The sequence below is a fragment of the Flavonifractor sp. HCP28S3_F3 genome, from assembly GCF_052065355.1.
GTDB lineage: Bacteria > Bacillota > Clostridia > Oscillospirales > Oscillospiraceae > Flavonifractor.
The window spans coordinates 141,770-157,168 of record NZ_JBQHUF010000003.1 but is presented as its reverse complement, the minus strand read 5'-3'; the positions used below and the strand labels follow the sequence as shown (position 1 = coordinate 157,168).

Here is a 15,399-nt window from a genome sequence, read left to right as displayed (position 1 = left end):
GGAGGCATTATGGAATGGTCTAAAATCAAAACCATCATCCTGCTGATGCTGGTAGGAGTCAATGCGTTCCTCCTGCTGCTGGTAGGCATGCGGGCCGGTCGCGGGGCGCTTTACGAGGATGAAACCCGTCAGGCCGCCATCCAGGTCCTGGAGCGGGGCGGCATTGAATTTGGGCTGGAGCAGGTGCCCAAGGACATCGACCTGCCCACCCTTACTGTCGCCCGAGACCGGGAGAGTGAGCACAGCATGGCCCAAACTCTGCTGGGTGACGTGACCCAGACCGGTGAGAGCGAGGTGCGCCCCAGCTATACCAGCCAGATCGGCACGGCGGAGTTCTCTATGAACGGTTCCTTCGCCGTATCCTTTGTACAGGACCGATGGCGGTGTTCCGCGGGAGAGACCCTGAGTGAGGCCTCCCAGTCCTGCCTGGAACAGATCGGATTTACCGGCATTCTGGATCAGTCGGTCACCAAGGACAGCACCACTACACTCACCTATCTTCAGGAGTGGGAGGATTCTCCCATCTTTTCCTGTTCGGTCACTCTGGTCTGGGAGGATCAGGTGCTAACTTCCATGGAAGGCAGCCGTCTTGCAGGCACGGTAGACAGCAGCAGCACCCAGGCGCTGCTCTCCACGCCCACCATTCTGATGCGGTTTTTGTCCAGCGTCAGTGAGGGCGGCTCAGTTTGCAGCCGAATTGAAGCCATGACGCCCGGATATCTGACTGTCGGCAGCGGCCGTTCGGTGCAGCTCACGCCGGTATGGCGTATCCTCACCGACACCGGCGCCTATTATGTGGATGCCGTCACCGGCACTGTCACATCAGAATCCTGAACGAAAACGTAAAAAGCCCCGCCGTCTATTGGACGGCGGGGCTTCCTTTTCTGCTACTTTCGCGCCTTATCCCGCACATAGATGTGCTTAACATGGGGCAGGCTGGTCTGGCGCACATCCACCTCAAACCGGGGCAGATAGCGCACCAACTGGGTCAGTTTGGAAAAGCCAAAGTTCCGGGGATCGAAATCGGGCTGCTTCTTCACCAGCAGATTGCCCAGATCTCCCATGAAGGCGTAGCCGTCCTCGTCGGCCATAGTCTCTACCGCATCGGCAATCAGCTCCACCACTGCCCGGGGCACTTTGGATTCCGGCTCCGGCGGTTCGGGCACAGGAGTCGGAGTTTCTTCCTTCTTCTTGGCGGGCTTTTTGGCTTTGACCTGCTTCTCCAGTCTGGGCTCCTCCGGTTTGATCTCCTCCGCCCGTGCCTTTTCTGCCGCGGCGGAACGGATGACCTCGATATACACGAACTTGTCACAGGCCACGATGAAGGGGTTGGGAGTCTTCCGCTCCCCCATGCCGTACACCTTTTTCCCCGCCTCCCGCAGGCGGATAGCCAGGCGGGTGAAGTCACTGTCGCTGCTTACCAGCACAAAGCCATCCACCTGACCGGTGTAAAGGATATCCATGGCGTCGATGATCATGGCCGAGTCGGTAGAGTTTTTCCCAGTGGTATAGCCGTACTGCTGTACCGGCGTGATGGCATTTTCCAGCAGCAGCGGCTTCCAGGAGGCCAGGTTAGGCGTGGTCCAGTCGCCGTAGATGCGCTTGATGGTGGGTGTGCCGTATACCGCCACCTCCGCCATCACATCGCCGATGGCGGAGCGGGGCGCGTTGTCCGCGTCAATGAGCACCGCCAGGCGCAGGTCCTTCTGTTCCGCCATATGCTTTCCTCCGTTCAGTCCTGGCCGGCCTGTACGATGCGCTCCACCTGCTCCAGCTGCTCCACCGTGTTCACACCCAGCATTTCCTGAGGGGTGCAGGTTGGGCAGGCGTTTACCTTCCCGCCCTTGGCCAGAATATAGGCCGGGGCGTCGGTGAGATAGTACTCACCCTGGGCATTGTTGGGCTTAAGCTGGTCGATCGCTTCCCACAGGGCCGCTGCCTGGAAAACATATACACCCACATTCAGCTCCCGAATGGCCTTTTCCTCGGGGGTGCAGTCCTTGTCCTCCACAATGTGGGTAAAGGTCCCGTTCTTGTCCCGGACAATGCGGCCGTAGGGCAGCTCCTCGTCAGACACAGCGGAGAGCAGCGTACACTGGTTACCCTCCTCCCGGTGGGTGCGGATCAGGGACTCATAGGTGGCCCGGCGCATGAGGGGCATGTCGCCGTAGCACACCAGAATGTCTCCGTCAAACTGGCCCAGAGCCTCCCGGGCACACTGCACCGCGTGGCCGGTGCCCTTCTGGGGCTCCTGCACGGCGTGAGGGTAGTCGGGGAAGGCCGCAACCACTTTTTCCCGCTCGTAGCCCACTACCAGGACCACGTCCTTCTTGTCCAGGAAGGACAGCTCCTCCAGCACATAACCCAGCAGGGACCGTCCCGCCGCCTGCCGCAGCACCTTGGGCAGATCGATGCCTTCCGTACGCAGTCTGGTACCCTTTCCGGCGGCCAGTACTGCCGCTTTTACATGATATTCCATGGTCATCCTCCTTTTGGATTGCCTTTCCCTGTCAGTATAGCATAGCCCATTTTCACTGACAACGAAGGGCCAAAAATATTTTTTCAATTTGTTCGTTTCCCCTCTTGACTTTTCAAGGCACAGACCTATAATGTAGACGCTTCCGGTAGGATATCAGGGCCCATATTCCACTGGTAAAACCGATTCCCCCGCACATGCCCGGGAACCTTCTGGAGGACTGACTTTTATGCTCTCATTCTTCGCGTGCCTGATCCTGTTGATCGTGGGCTTTTTCACCTACAGTAAGCTGGTGGAAAAGATCTTCCGCATCGACGACCGGCCCACGCCCGCGGTGGCGCATCCCGATGGCGTGGACTATGTACCCATGAAAACCTGGCGTATTTTCCTGGTTCAGCTGCTGAACATTGCCGGTCTGGGGCCCATCTACGGCGCTCTGTCCGGCGCCTGCTGGGGACCATCTGTGTACCTTTGGATCGTATTGGGCACAATCCTGGGCGGCGGCGTTCACGACTTCCTCTCCGGCATGATGAGTGAGCGCAACGACGGCAAGTCTATTTCCGAGGTGGTAGGCCTCTACATGGGCAAGGTCATCACCTTCATCATGCGGATATTCTCCGTGGTGCTGCTGGTGATGGTAGGCGTCAACTTCTCCGTGGGTCCCGCCGACCTGCTGGCTAAGCTCACCCCTGAGGCCTTCGGCACCATGTTCTGGCTGGTGGTCATCATGCTCTACTATCTGGTGGCTACGTTCCTGCCTATCGACAAGATCATCGGCAAGCTCTATCCTGTGTTCGGCATCTGCCTGATCGTTATGGCTTTGGGTATCGGCGGCGGCATCCTGACCCAGATGGCCGGTGATATGCCGGAGATTACGCTGGCTAACCTGACCACCGTCCACCCCGACGGGCTGCCCAAGTGGTCCATGATGTTCGTCACCGTTGCCTGCGGCGCCATCTCCGGCTTCCACGCCACCCAGTCCCCCATGATGGCCCGGTGCATTACCAGCGAGAAGCAGGGCCGTACCATTTTCTACGGCGCTATGGTAGCCGAGGGCATCATCGCCCTGATCTGGGCCGCCGCCGGCGTCACCTTCTACACAAACCATGGTTCTCTGCTGGACGGTATGACTGGGCTGAGCAATGTAATCTCGGCCGAGGGCTCCGGTGAGGCCGTTTTCCAGATCTCCACCGGCCTTCTGGGCACTGTGGGCGGCGTTCTGGCCATCATCGGCGTCATTGCCTGCCCCATCACTTCCGGCGATACCGCTTATCGGGCCGCACGGCTCACCATCGCCGACTGGTTCCACATTGACCAGTCCAAGATCGGGCCTCGGGCTGCCCTGTCCATCCCCCTGCTGGGGGTAGGCGCCATTATCGCCCTGGCGCTGCCCTGGAACGTGCTGTGGCGCTACTTCTCCTGGTCCAACCAGACTCTGGCCATGATCGTACTGTGGACCGGTGCAGTGTTCCTGCATAAGTATGGTTTCCCGCCCAAGGCCTGCTTTATTGCCGCGCTTCCTGCCACCTTTATGTCCGCTGTGTCGGTGACCTACTTCTTCCAGGCTCCCGAGTGTCTGAATCTGTCCACTTCCATCGCCTACCCGGTGGGTATCGCGGCAGCCGCCCTCTTCCTGATTATTTTTATCTGGCGCATTCTGATCCTGGGCAAGAACGATATTGCTGCCAAGGCCTGCTGAGTTCTGCTGCAACCAAGAAAGGACGCTGCTACACAGCAGCGTCCTTTCTTAATTTGATTATCGGACCTGTTTTCCGTCGATAAAGACTGCCTTAATACGGCCATTCCAGTCAAAGGGATGGCCGTAGGTAACCACAACGTCGGCATCCTTGCCGGGAGTCAGGGTACCCACTCGCTTATCAATCCCCGCGATCTCCGCCGCAGCAGAGGTAATGGCTGCCAGAGCTTTTTCTTCCTCCATGCCGCCTCGCACCGCCATGGCAGCGCACAGGGGCAGATACTGGATGGGGGTTTCAGGATGATCGGTGCAGATGGCCACCTTGACCCCCGCCTTGGCCAGCAGCGCCGGGTTCTCCAGGGTCTGGCCCACCAGCTCCGGTTTGGAGCGTTCGGTAAGGCAAGGTCCGGTGATCACCGGTACGCCCTCGGCAGCCAACAGCTCGGCTACCTTGTATCCCTCGGTGCCGTGGACGATGACATAGTCCAGGCCGAACTCTTTGCTGAGCCGCACCGCCGTGGCGATGTCGTCCGCACGGTGGGCATGGAAGTGGGCGGGCACCTCTCCCTCCACTACCGGGACAAGGGCCTCCAGCTTGGCGTCGTAGTCCGGCATATCCGTATCCGGATCTTCATCGGCCTTAGACTGCTTGTCCTGGTACTCCTGGGCCTTGGACAGGTTCTCCCGGATGATAGCCGCTGTGGCCATCCGGGTCACCGGAGTCTCCTTGCGGTCGTTATACACCGACTTGGGATTCTCACCCAGGGCAAACTTCATGGCCGCCGGGGCCTTCACCACCATCTCGTCCACCCAACGTCCGTTGGTCTTCAGCGCCAGAAACTGTCCTGCAATGGGATTGGCCGATCCGGGTCCGGTGAGCACCGTGGTCACGCCCCCCTCCCGCGCCTCCTGAAAGCCGCGGTCCAGAGGATTCACCCCATCGATGGCCCGCAGCTGAGGGGTGCAGGGATCGGTAGACTCGTTGCCGTCGTCCGCCTCAAAACCCAGGGAGTCTCCAAACAACCCCAGGTGACAGTGGGCGTCGATGAAGCCGGGCAGGATATGTCCGCCCTGGGCGTCCAGGCCCTCAGGCTCGTGCTCCAGCTCCTCCATGGGTCCTACTGCCGTGATCTTGTCCCCCTCAAAGGCCACATAGCCTCTGGGGATGATCGGCCCATCCATGGGATGAACCACTCCGTTGTAAATGATCATATGACCGCGCCTTTCGACAAAACTTCTAATTGACATTTTATGGAATTCATATTATTCTATGAATACAGCTTATCCAATATGCGTGTACGATCCATTCTCCCGCAGACATCTGGATTTGGGCGCCTCCCAACGGAGGCGCCCCTTTTTTATGGTTCCAATGTATACTGTTCCACCAGAGCTACGTTCCGCTCCAGCCAGGTTCCCTCCCGCCAGAGGCGCAGGGAGAGGATATCCCCTGTCTGCAGCGCATCCTTGACTGCCATCAGATCATCGGTGGCGGCAATGGAGACCCCGTTGGCCTCCACGATGATGTCGCCCACCTCTAGCTTTCCATCTGCGTCAGAGCCGGCCTGAACAGACTCCACCCGCACTCCGGCAGGCGAGCCGTCGTAAGCTGCTACCGCCCGCACCGTGATGCCGATGGTAGGCCGGCCGGTGACCACCCCGTGGGCGATCAGCTCATCCACCACAGTTTTCACCGTGGCTGTGGGGATGGCAAAGCCCAGCCCCTCTACCGTGCTGTCGTAGGACTCCATCTTCAGGTTGGTAATGCCCACCACCTGGCCCCGGTCGTTGATGAGGGCGCCGCCGGAGTTGCCGGAATTGAGAGCGGCGGTGGTCTGGAGAAGCACCATGGTGTAGCCATCCACATATACGTCCCGGTTGATGGCGGAGATGATGCCGTCGGTCATGGTGCCCCGCAGCTCTTCTCCCAAGGGATTGCCGATGGCCAGCACGGTATCTCCTACCTGGAGGGCGGCGGAATCGCCGAACTCCGCCGGCTTCAGATCCTGGGCGTCGATCTTCAGCACTGCCAGATCGGTCTGCACATCGCTGCCTACCAGCAGAGCAGGAAACACCCGCTCGTCCTGGAGCACTACCTCCACCTCACTGCAGCCCTCGATGACGTGAGCGTTGGTGATAACGTATCCGTTCTCCGTCATGATGACCCCGGTACCGAAGTAGAGTCCCAGGTCGGAGGTGCCCCGGATGCTGACAATGGAGTCGATGTTTTCCTGATAGATCTCCTGAAAGCTGTGAGGCTCCTCGCCGCCGGTGGATACGATGGTGAGGGTAGTACCATCGCCGGTTGGAGCCCGCTCCACCGTAGTCTCGCCGGAAATCTCTCCCTCAGGCGTCTGGTCCTCTTGGTCCGTCCAGGGCTGACGCTCCTCCTGCCGGAACTGGACCTCCACCTTCTCCAGCCGGGTGGCGTCCCAGGCACCCAGGAGCACGGTTCCTCCTACCAGCACCAACAGGGTGCAGATAAACAGCAGCACCGCCGTGCCGCCCCCCCGCCGTCTGCGGCGGCGGGGCGGGGCGGCGGGCGGCGCAGGCCGGACAGGCGGCCTCAGATCGTCCTGATCGTAATAGTAGCCCCGCATACTTCCCCCTTACGCCAGGGTGAGCGTGAACACAAATTCAGTCACGCCGTCCTGGCTGGTCACAGTGATGTTTTCCTTGTGATTGTTCAGGATGGTCTTGACAATATACAGGCCCAGGCCCACACCCTCCCGATCCACGCTGCGGGATTTATCGCTCTTGTGGAACCGGTCAAAAATCATGGCCAGTTCGTCAGGCGGAATGGTTTGTCCTGTATTGCGCACGGAGACATGGGCCTTGCCGCTCTTGGTGGTGATGGAGATTCCCATGGTGCTCCCCTCTGTGGAGAACTTAATGGCATTGTCCAGCAGGTTATAGCACACCTGGGTGATGGCATCCGGGTCACCCCATACCATCACCGCATCGTCGGGCAGCTGGGTATCCACATCCAGATGGCGGGAGTTGATCTTGGTCTCCAGGCTCACCAGCACCCGCAGCATGACCTCAGATACGTCGAACTGCTCCTGAGCGGTGACGTTTTCTGCCGACTGGAGCCGGGACAGGTCCAGCATCCTCCGCACCAGGCGGGAGAGCCGCCGAGTCTCAGCGGAGATGGTCTGAAGGGCAGCCCGCTCCTTGTCCGGGGTAATCGTACCATCCAGGATGCCGTCGGAGAACCCGGCGATGGTGGTCATGGGCGTCTTAAGCTCATGGGAGATATTGGCCACAAACTCCGACCTGCGTTCCTCGCTCTTGGCGATGGAGTCGGCCATGGCGTTGAAGGCCTCGGCAAGCTCACCCACCTCGTCCTTCCGGTCTTCATAGCCCTTGACCCGCACGTCGTACTCCCCGTGGCCGAATTTCCGGGCGGTCTCGGCGATCTCCTGCAGGGGTCTGGTCTGCCTCAGAGAAGTCACCGAGCTGGTGAGGAAGGCGATGCACAGCACCACAATGGCGGTAAAGAAGAAAATAGAAGTGAAGGCCCTCCACAGCTCTGTCAGGCTGGAGACCTCCGCCGCCACATAGGCCACGCCCACCAGATTCTGCTGCGTTTTTCCGCTGGAAAAATCAACGGTCTTCACCGTAATGGGTGTGGCGGCCACATAGCGCTTTTCTGAGAAAAAGCCGCCCAAGTCGGTCATACCGGTGTAGCCGCCGCTCTGGGCCACCTGGTTGACGATGGACCGGGGCAGGTAGTTGCCTGCTAGGTCCTGATAGCCTCTAACGTTGATCCCATCGGTGGACACCACCAATTCCCCGTCCGCCTCGGTAATGATGACCACAGCGTCGGAGATCTTGGCAATGGTGGCGATCATGGCGATGTAGACCTCATCCTCCACACTTACGCCCAGGGAACGGGAAGTGGAGGTAAAATTTGCCACGTTATTGGCGTTGCGCTCCATGGAGTCTCTGGTCTGGCGGATGGTGTACTGATAGGAGAGGGTGAAAAAGGCGGTGCCCAGCAGGGCAAAGGAGATCAGAATCATCCCCGCCGTCAGGGCAAACTGCCGTTTGTACAGGCTTTTCATGAGCCGCTCACAACCTCGAACTTATAGCCCACGCCCCACACCGTCTTCAGGGACCACTGGCTGGAGACACCCTCCAGCTTTTCCCGCAGGCGCTTGATGTGCACATCCACCGTCCGGGAGTCGCCAAAGTAATCAAAGCCCCACACCTCGTCCAGCAGCTGGTTGCGGGTAAACACCCGGTTGGGGGAGGCGGCCAGATGGTACAGCAGCTCCAGCTCCTTGGGGGGAGTATCGATCCGCTTGCCGTCCACCAGCAGCTCGTAGGAGTCCAGGTTGATGACCAGCTTATCGAAGGACAGCTTCTTCTCCCCGCTGCCACTCTCGTCCCCGCCGAAGCGGCGGAGGACCGCGTGGATGCGGGCCAGCACTTCCTTCATCTCAAAGGGCTTGACGATATAGTCGTCCGCGCCCCCCTCCAGCCCGGCCACCTTGTCCTGGGTCTCGCCCTTGGCGGTGAGCATGATAACAGGGGTCTTGTCATTCTCCCGGATCTTCTTCAGCACCGACCAGCCGTCCATCACGGGCAGCATGATATCCAGCAGCACCAGGTCAGGGTGGAAGGAGCGGAACAGTTCCACACCCTTGCCGCCGTCGCCGGCCACTGCCGTTTCAAAGCCTTCCTTTTCCAGATAAAGATGGAGCAATTCCGCGATATTGGACTCATCTTCCACGATGAGGACTTTCTTGGCCATAACACACCGTCCTTTTCTTGCGTTTTCTTCAGAATACCTCTTTTTATTATAATCCGGCCGCGCCGGTTTAGGGTGAATATTTTGTAAATGTACGCACTATACGTAGGCCCGATCCAGCTGGAGCACCGCGTAGTAGGACGGGTCCAGTTCCCGGATCCGCCGGGTGATCTGCCCCACGATCTCCTCGTCGGACAGCTTACAGCGACGGGGCACCAGCACATCAAAAATCAGGTTGGTGTGCTGAGGGCCGCGGGTGACCCGGAAGTCGTGGATGGTCATCTCGCCATCCACCTCCTTTACCAACAGCCGTACCTGCTCCCGCAAACGGTTGACGTCCTCATCCTCGGTGGCGATGGGGTCCATATGGGCGGTAGTCTCCACCCCGTATTTTTCCAGAATCTCGCGCTCGATATGGTCGATGGCATCATGGGCCTCCATGATATCGGCATTCTGGGGCACCTCGGCGTGGAAGGAACACATCCGCCGGCCGGGTCCGTAGTCGTGGATCACCAGATCATGCATCCCCACCACCTGTTTATGGCTCATGACCAGTTCCTGGATTCCCTTCACCAGGGCGGGATCGGGGGCGCTGCCCAGCAGAGGATCCACAGTGTCCTTGGCCGCGCCCCAGCCGGCCCGCAGGATGAACACTGCCACCACCACACCGATCCAGCCGTCGATGCTCACGCCGGTAAGGCCGCCCACCAGGGTGCCCGCCAGAACCGCGGAGGTTGCCACCACGTCGGACAAAGAATCGGTAGCAGTCGCTTCCATGGCCGCTGAGCCGATTCGCTTCCCCAGCTTCCGGTTGAACAGGCACATCCACAGCTTCACCAGAATGGAGGCGGCCAGGATGCCTACCGACAGCAGAGAAAAGGCCACTTCCTCCGGATGGATAATCTTCTCAATGGAGCTTTTGCCCAGCTCCACGCCTACCATTAAGATAAGCAGGGACACCAGCAGGCCGGCCAGGTACTCAATCCGTCCATGCCCGAACGGATGTCCGTCGTCAGCCTTCTGGCCAGCCAGCTTGAAGCCAACCAAGGTGACCACTGAGGAACCTGCGTCGGACAGGTTATTGAATGCGTCGGCAGTCACGGCAATGGAGCCGGTCAGCAGCCCGGCCAGCATCTTGCCCACCGACAGCAGCAGGTTGAGGAAAATCCCCACCCCACCAGACAGAATTCCATACCGTTCCCGCACAGCGGGGTCTCCTACGTTCTCCCAGTCCGGGATAAAGCGCCGGACCAATCGCTCTGTCATAATACAGCCTCCCAAAAATAGGTTAACTTTAATTATCGCACGTCAAATACCTAACGTCAAGCAATGCTTCCCTCTCTTTGCCGATGCGGAAAAACCTTTTGTTGTCCCTCCCTATCCATGTTATAATGGACATAGCTGATCTCTGGAAGAAGGAGGCAACGAAAATGGATGATACCCCCAGCAGCCTGCGGAAAACAGAGTTGACCCAGGCTGATTTTCGTGAGATCTGTGAAAACCTGTATGACGGCATCCATGTGACGGATGGGGAGGGTACCATTCTCTTCATCAATGAGGCCTATACCCGCACCACCGGCATCCGGCCAGAGGATCTGCTGGGCCGAAAGGTACGGGACGTGGAACAGGAGGGCAAGCTCTACAAGGGCTCCGTCACCGACACCGTGCTGGCCAAGCGCACCCGTGTCAACTCGGTGGCCACGATCTTCCCGTTAAATAAGGAGGTCCTGGTCACCGGCACCCCGGTCTTTGATGAAAACGGCGCCATCAAAATGGTGGTGACCAACACCCGTGACTTTCCCGAGCTCAAGCGGCTGGAGCAGCAGCTGCTCACCTTGACGGAGGAGCGTCGGAAAGCGGATGAGGAGCTGGCCTACCTGCGCCTGCAGCAGGCAGGCGGCAAGCAGATGTACTATCGCAGCCAGTCCATGCGCAACGTGGTGGATCTGATCCACACCGTGGCGCCTACCGATGTCACGGTGCTCATCACCGGAGAATCCGGCACCGGCAAGGAACTCATTGCCAATGAGATCTATCAGAACAGCACCAGGAAAGGCAAGCCTTTTATAAAAGTAAACTGCGCCGCTATTCCCGCCGAACTGCTGGAATCCGAGTTGTTCGGCTACGAGGAGGGCGCCTTCACCGGCGCCCGGCGTTCCGGCAAAACAGGCATGTTCGAGCTGGCCAACAGCGGCGTCATTCTGCTGGACGAGATCGGCGATATGCCCCTTCCCCTTCAGGCGAAGCTGCTGCGGGTCCTTCAGCAGCGGGAAATCATGCGCATCGGCGGCAGTAAGACCATCAAGCTGGATCTGCGGGTCATCGCCTCCACCAACCTGGATCTGCAGGAGGAAGCCCGCCAGGGGCGCTTCCGGGAGGACCTGTACTACCGGCTCAACGTCGTTCCTATCGAGCTCAAGCCCCTGCGGGAACGAAAAGAGGACATTCCTTATCTGGTTGACCGCTTCTGTGAGGATTTCAGCAAGAAGTACGGAAAGGACACCCGCATCAGTGCCGCCGGACTGGACCTGCTGCAAAGCTACCGCTGGCCAGGCAACATCCGGGAGCTGGAAAATCTGCTAGAGCGCATCATAGTTACCAATCCCGGTGGCATCATCACCCGCGACGTGGTCTACGCCGCCCTGAACCCCGACGGCGGCTACTCCCACCTGCGCTCCTCTACCTCCGGCACCCTCCGGGAGCAGGTAGCCGAGTTCGAGCGGGAGATCATTCTCCGGGCCATCGAGCGGGAGGGTTCCCTGCGGAAAGCCGCCAAGGTCCTGGGTGTGGACCATTCCACGCTGGTCAAAAAATACCAGCGTCTCCACCCCGAGCCTGGTGAGCCCAGCGAACGGTGAATTTCGTCACCATGGGCGGTGATTTTTTTCACCGCTCGTTGTTTCCCTTGCTGCATCAAGCTTTTTGCCAAAATATCCTGCGCTCTTGCGCCGCGCTTCCATTTTACGTCCAGAAATTACCGGTGAATTTTTTCACCGGTAATTTTTTTGTATGCATTTTCTTACATGTCCGTTTTTCCTTGCGCCCCAATGGATAGCGGGTTATTTTTCTCTCTTTTCCTTTTTTGGCACAGCAGTTGCATTATAAGTAGGTGAATAAAACAGCGGCGGATTGTTCCGCCACCGCACAAAGAAAAGGAGAGGTGTTTTCATCATGGATAAGACCATTATTACTGTGGCTACTACCGGTGCCTGGCCCACCAAGGCCAACAACCCCAACGTGCCCATGACTCCCGAGGAGATCGCAGAAGACGTCTATGCCTGCTGGAAGGCCGGCGCCGCTGTCGCCCACCTGCACATGCGTGACGACGAGGGCAAGGGCACCATGGACAAGACCCGCTTTGCCAAGACCGTGGAGCTGCTGCGCACCAATCACCCCGACTGCGACATCATCCTGAACATGACCACCTCCGGCGACCTGAACGCCACTGAGGAGACTCGTCAGGCTCACCTGAAGGAGCTGCGCCCCGAGATGGGCTCCTATGACTGCGGCTCCATGAACTGGCTGCACACCTCCCTGTTCCTCAACCCCCCCAAGTTCCTGGAGGAGCTGGGCCAGAACATGCAGGCTTGGGGCGTGAAGCCTGAGATCGAGGCCTTTGACCCCGGCATGATCGCCAACGCCGCCTACTACCTGAAGAAGGGCGTGCTGAAGGCTCCCCTCCACTTCCAGTTCTGCATGGGCTGCGCCAACGGCATCCCCGGTTCCATGAAGAACCTGCTGTTCATGAAGGAGACCATGGAGTCCCTGTGCCCCGGCTCCACCTGGAGCTGCTTCGGCGTGGGCCACTCCGCCATGGAGATGCTGTACGGCGCCGTGGCTCTGGGCGGCCACATCCGCGTGGGCATGGAGGACAACGTCATGTACTCCAAGGGCGTGCTGGCTGAGAGCAACGTTCAGTTCGTGGAGCGCGCTCGCCGCGTCATCGAGGAGTACGGCAAGAAGGTCGCCACCCCCGACGAGGCCCGCGAGATCCTCAGCCTGAAGAAATAAGGGGAGGCATAAAGCAATGAAGACCACTCAGGACATTAAGAACATCCTGATCTGCGGCGCGGGCATGATGGGCAAGAACATCGGTTTTGTGTTCGCCTCCAACCCTGACTATCAGATCGGTATGTATGACCTCTATCCCACCGACGTGGAGGCCGGTATCCGCACCAACACCAAGCAGCTGGTGGACAAGGGCGTGATGACTGAGGCGGACATCAACGACCGTCTCTCCCGCATCCACTTCACCAACGACATCGACAGCGACCTGGTGAAGAACGCCGACCTGGTTATCGAGGCCGTGTTTGAAGACATGAATATCAAGCGCGAGACCTTTGCCAAGCTGGAGGCCCGCTGCGCTGAAGATACCATCTTCTGCACCAACTCCTCCGTCATGAGCCCCAGCGAGATCAGCCGCGACCTGAAGCATCGTGAGCGCTTCGTGGGCACCCACTTCTGGAACCCCGGTCACCTGATCCCCCTGGTGGAGGTGGTCAAATCCGACGCCTCCTCTGAGGAGACCGCCCAGACCGTGATGGACGTCCTGCGCTCCGTGGGCAAGAAGCCCGTGCTGTGCAAGAAGGACGTGCCCGGCTTCATCGCCAACCGCATGCAGCACGCCCTGTGGCGTGAGGCCATCTCCATCGTGGAGCACGGTATTGCTGACGCTGCCACCGTGGACGAGGCTGTGAAGTACTCCTTCGGTCTCCGTCTGCCCCAGCTGGGCCCCATGGAGAACGCCGACATGGTGGGTACTGACCTGACCTACAATATCCACGATTACATCCTCCAGGATCTGGAGGATACCCACACTCCTTCCCCCCTGCTCAAGCAGCTGCGTGATGAGGGCAAGATCGGCTTCAAGACCGGCGAGGGCTTCCAGAAGTGGACTCCCGAGCAGGTGGCCAAGTCCAACGCCGACCTGAACGAGTACCTGATCCGGATGCTTTACGGCAAATAATCTTCCCCCGCGCTTTCCGTTCCGTTGGAACGAGGGCATATAGATGAGAGAAGTTTGAGAGAAAGGAAGCGATCCCATGTCCCAGCAAGCTCAGACCAAGAAGCTGAAAGGAACTCCTCTGTGGAACATCAGTAAGAAGTTCAACTTTGCAGCCGAGAAGATCATTCCCGATTCCTTCGTATTTTGCGTTATCCTGATGATCGTCGTGTTCGTCCTGTCCCTGATCATCGGCAAGGGCCCCGTGGAGCTGCTCCAGGCCTGGTGGGGCGGCTTGAGCAGCCAGTTCACCCTGGCCTTCCAGATGGGCATCATGGTCTGCGTGTGTGCTACCTGCGCCCGCAGCCCTCAGGTCACCAAGCTGCTGAACGCCATTGCCAGCCACGTGCATAGCCGCTACACCGCCATCATCATCATGATGCTCTTCGGCTATGTGACCTCCATGATCAACTACGCGTTCTGCACCATCGTTACCCCCATCCTGTCCATGCAGCTGGCTAAGCGGGTCAAGGGCCTGCACTTCCCCATGATGGTTGCCGGCGGCTATACCTGCATGATCCTGGGCCAGTGCCTTGGGCCCTCCGCCACCCTGTACTCCAACCTGGCTACTGAGGGCAGCTCCTACGCCGAGATCGTGGGTCACACCATGTCCGTCCTGGAGACCTGCTACAACACCCCCAACGTGATCCTGTTCACCGTGCTGGCCATCGCCTTCATCCTGATCGTGCTGTTCACTCAGCCCGGCGAGGACGAGCTGATCGAGCTGCGCGACGTGGCTACCCAGGCCGACGTGGTTCCCAACGACTACAAGATCACCGGCAAGGCCACTACCTTTGCTCAGAAGGCCAACACCTGCAAGCCCGTTATGTGGGTCGTGGGCGCCTTCATCTTCATCAACATCATCTATGACTTTGCCACCAAGGGCTTCTTCGGCGCTCTGAACATGAACCTGGTTATCTTCATGTTCGTTGGCATCAACTGCTTCCTGTTCCCCCAGCCCAGCGCCTGGATCACCGCTCACGCCGACTCCATGCACCTGGCTACCGACATTATCATGCAGTTCCCCTTCTACGGCGCCATCATGGGCATGATGTACATCGAGGGCGGCCTGGGTTCCGTGCTGATCGGTGCCATCACTTCCGTGGCTACCGCTCACACCCTGCCCATCTTCACCTTCCTGTCCGCCTGCCTGGTTAACTGCTTCATCCCCTCTCAGGGTGGTCAGTTCACCGTTCAGGGTCCTCTGATCGTTCAGACCGTGCAGAACATCCAGGGTGCCGACCTGGCTACCTGCCTGAACGCCTTCGTTCTGGGCGACGAGTGCACCAACCTGCTGCAGCCCCTGTACGTCATCCCCGCTCTGTCCGTGGTGGGCATGAAGCTGAAGGATGTCTGGGGATTCATGGCCTTCATCTGTGTGTTCTGGATTGTGATCACCTGCCTGGGCCTGTACTTCATCCCCATGTTCGTCTAAGTTCCCTATACTCCCTTCTAACGACGGAGCCTGCCGC

13 protein-coding genes are annotated in these 15,399 nt (G+C 59.1%); 6 read left to right on the top strand and 7 right to left on the bottom strand.

All coding sequences use genetic code 11. The annotated features are described in order from the left end of the window. Nucleotides 1-9 precede the first annotated feature (9 nt). On the top strand, nt 10-834 hold the full coding sequence (locus ACTNB1_RS04670) for a hypothetical protein (RefSeq protein WP_441168106.1): 825 nt from the start codon (nt 10-12) through the stop codon (nt 832-834). Between the two features lie 53 nt (nt 835-887). Here ACTNB1_RS04670 and ACTNB1_RS04665 read toward each other — a convergent pair whose 3' ends face one another. Further along, nucleotides 888-1,718 (bottom strand): NYN domain-containing protein, encoded by an 831-nt coding sequence (locus ACTNB1_RS04665; RefSeq protein ID WP_441168105.1) that lies wholly within the window; start codon nt 1,716-1,718, stop codon nt 888-890. A gap of 14 nt (nt 1,719-1,732) precedes the next feature. Next, complete coding sequence (locus ACTNB1_RS04660; RefSeq protein WP_441168104.1) at nt 1,733-2,479, bottom strand: NTP transferase domain-containing protein; 747 nt, start codon at nt 2,477-2,479, stop codon at nt 1,733-1,735. 226 nt (nt 2,480-2,705) lie between these two features. On the opposite strand from ACTNB1_RS04660, the gene ACTNB1_RS04655 reads away from it, so the two are divergent. Next, nucleotides 2,706-4,175, top strand: a complete 1,470-nt coding sequence (locus tag ACTNB1_RS04655; RefSeq protein ID WP_441168103.1) for a carbon starvation CstA family protein — start codon at nt 2,706-2,708, stop codon at nt 4,173-4,175. 57 nt (nt 4,176-4,232) lie between these two features. On the opposite strand, the gene ACTNB1_RS04650 is transcribed toward ACTNB1_RS04655, so the two are convergent. The 5 genes from ACTNB1_RS04650 to ACTNB1_RS04630 all read right to left on the bottom strand — a co-directional run bounded on the left by ACTNB1_RS04650 (nt 4,233) and on the right by ACTNB1_RS04630 (nt 10,191). Beyond that, the gene (locus tag ACTNB1_RS04650; RefSeq protein ID WP_441168102.1) at nt 4,233-5,384 is read right to left on the bottom strand and encodes an amidohydrolase; all 1,152 of its coding nucleotides are present in this window, start codon (nt 5,382-5,384) and stop codon (nt 4,233-4,235) included. A 146-nt stretch (nt 5,385-5,530) separates the two neighbouring features. Further along, the gene (locus ACTNB1_RS04645; RefSeq protein ID WP_441168101.1) at nt 5,531-6,769 is read right to left on the bottom strand and encodes a S1C family serine protease; all 1,239 of its coding nucleotides are present in this window, start codon (nt 6,767-6,769) and stop codon (nt 5,531-5,533) included. Nucleotides 6,770-6,778: 9 nt separating this feature from the next. Then, nucleotides 6,779-8,236: a sensor histidine kinase gene (locus ACTNB1_RS04640; protein WP_441168100.1), complete on the bottom strand. Its 1,458-nt coding sequence runs from the start codon at nt 8,234-8,236 to the stop codon at nt 6,779-6,781. Continuing rightward, nucleotides 8,233-8,928, bottom strand: a complete 696-nt coding sequence (locus ACTNB1_RS04635) for a response regulator transcription factor (RefSeq protein ID WP_441168099.1) — start codon at nt 8,926-8,928, stop codon at nt 8,233-8,235. The genes ACTNB1_RS04640 and ACTNB1_RS04635 overlap by 4 nt, the downstream gene beginning before the upstream one ends. A 96-nt stretch (nt 8,929-9,024) precedes the next feature. Further along, a complete protein-coding gene (locus ACTNB1_RS04630) occupies nt 9,025-10,191 on the bottom strand; it encodes a cation diffusion facilitator family transporter (protein ID WP_441168098.1) in 1,167 nt (388 codons plus the stop codon). A gap of 164 nt (nt 10,192-10,355) precedes the next feature. On the opposite strand from ACTNB1_RS04630, the gene ACTNB1_RS04625 reads away from it, so the two are divergent. The 4 genes from ACTNB1_RS04625 (at nt 10,356) to ACTNB1_RS04610 (ending at nt 15,362) form a co-directional block, all read left to right on the top strand. Beyond that, the gene (locus ACTNB1_RS04625) at nt 10,356-11,783 is read left to right on the top strand and encodes a sigma-54 interaction domain-containing protein (RefSeq protein WP_441168097.1); all 1,428 of its coding nucleotides are present in this window, start codon (nt 10,356-10,358) and stop codon (nt 11,781-11,783) included. A 313-nt stretch (nt 11,784-12,096) separates the two neighbouring features. Further along, complete coding sequence (locus ACTNB1_RS04620) at nt 12,097-12,936, top strand: 3-keto-5-aminohexanoate cleavage protein (protein ID WP_441168096.1); 840 nt, start codon at nt 12,097-12,099, stop codon at nt 12,934-12,936. Between the two features lie 16 nt (nt 12,937-12,952). Further along, the gene (locus ACTNB1_RS04615) at nt 12,953-13,891 is read left to right on the top strand and encodes a 3-hydroxyacyl-CoA dehydrogenase family protein (protein ID WP_441168095.1); all 939 of its coding nucleotides are present in this window, start codon (nt 12,953-12,955) and stop codon (nt 13,889-13,891) included. Nucleotides 13,892-13,967: 76 nt separating this feature from the next. Next, nucleotides 13,968-15,362, top strand: a complete 1,395-nt coding sequence (locus tag ACTNB1_RS04610) for a TIGR00366 family protein (RefSeq protein WP_441168094.1) — start codon at nt 13,968-13,970, stop codon at nt 15,360-15,362. The last annotated feature ends 37 nt before the right edge of the window (nt 15,363-15,399 follow it).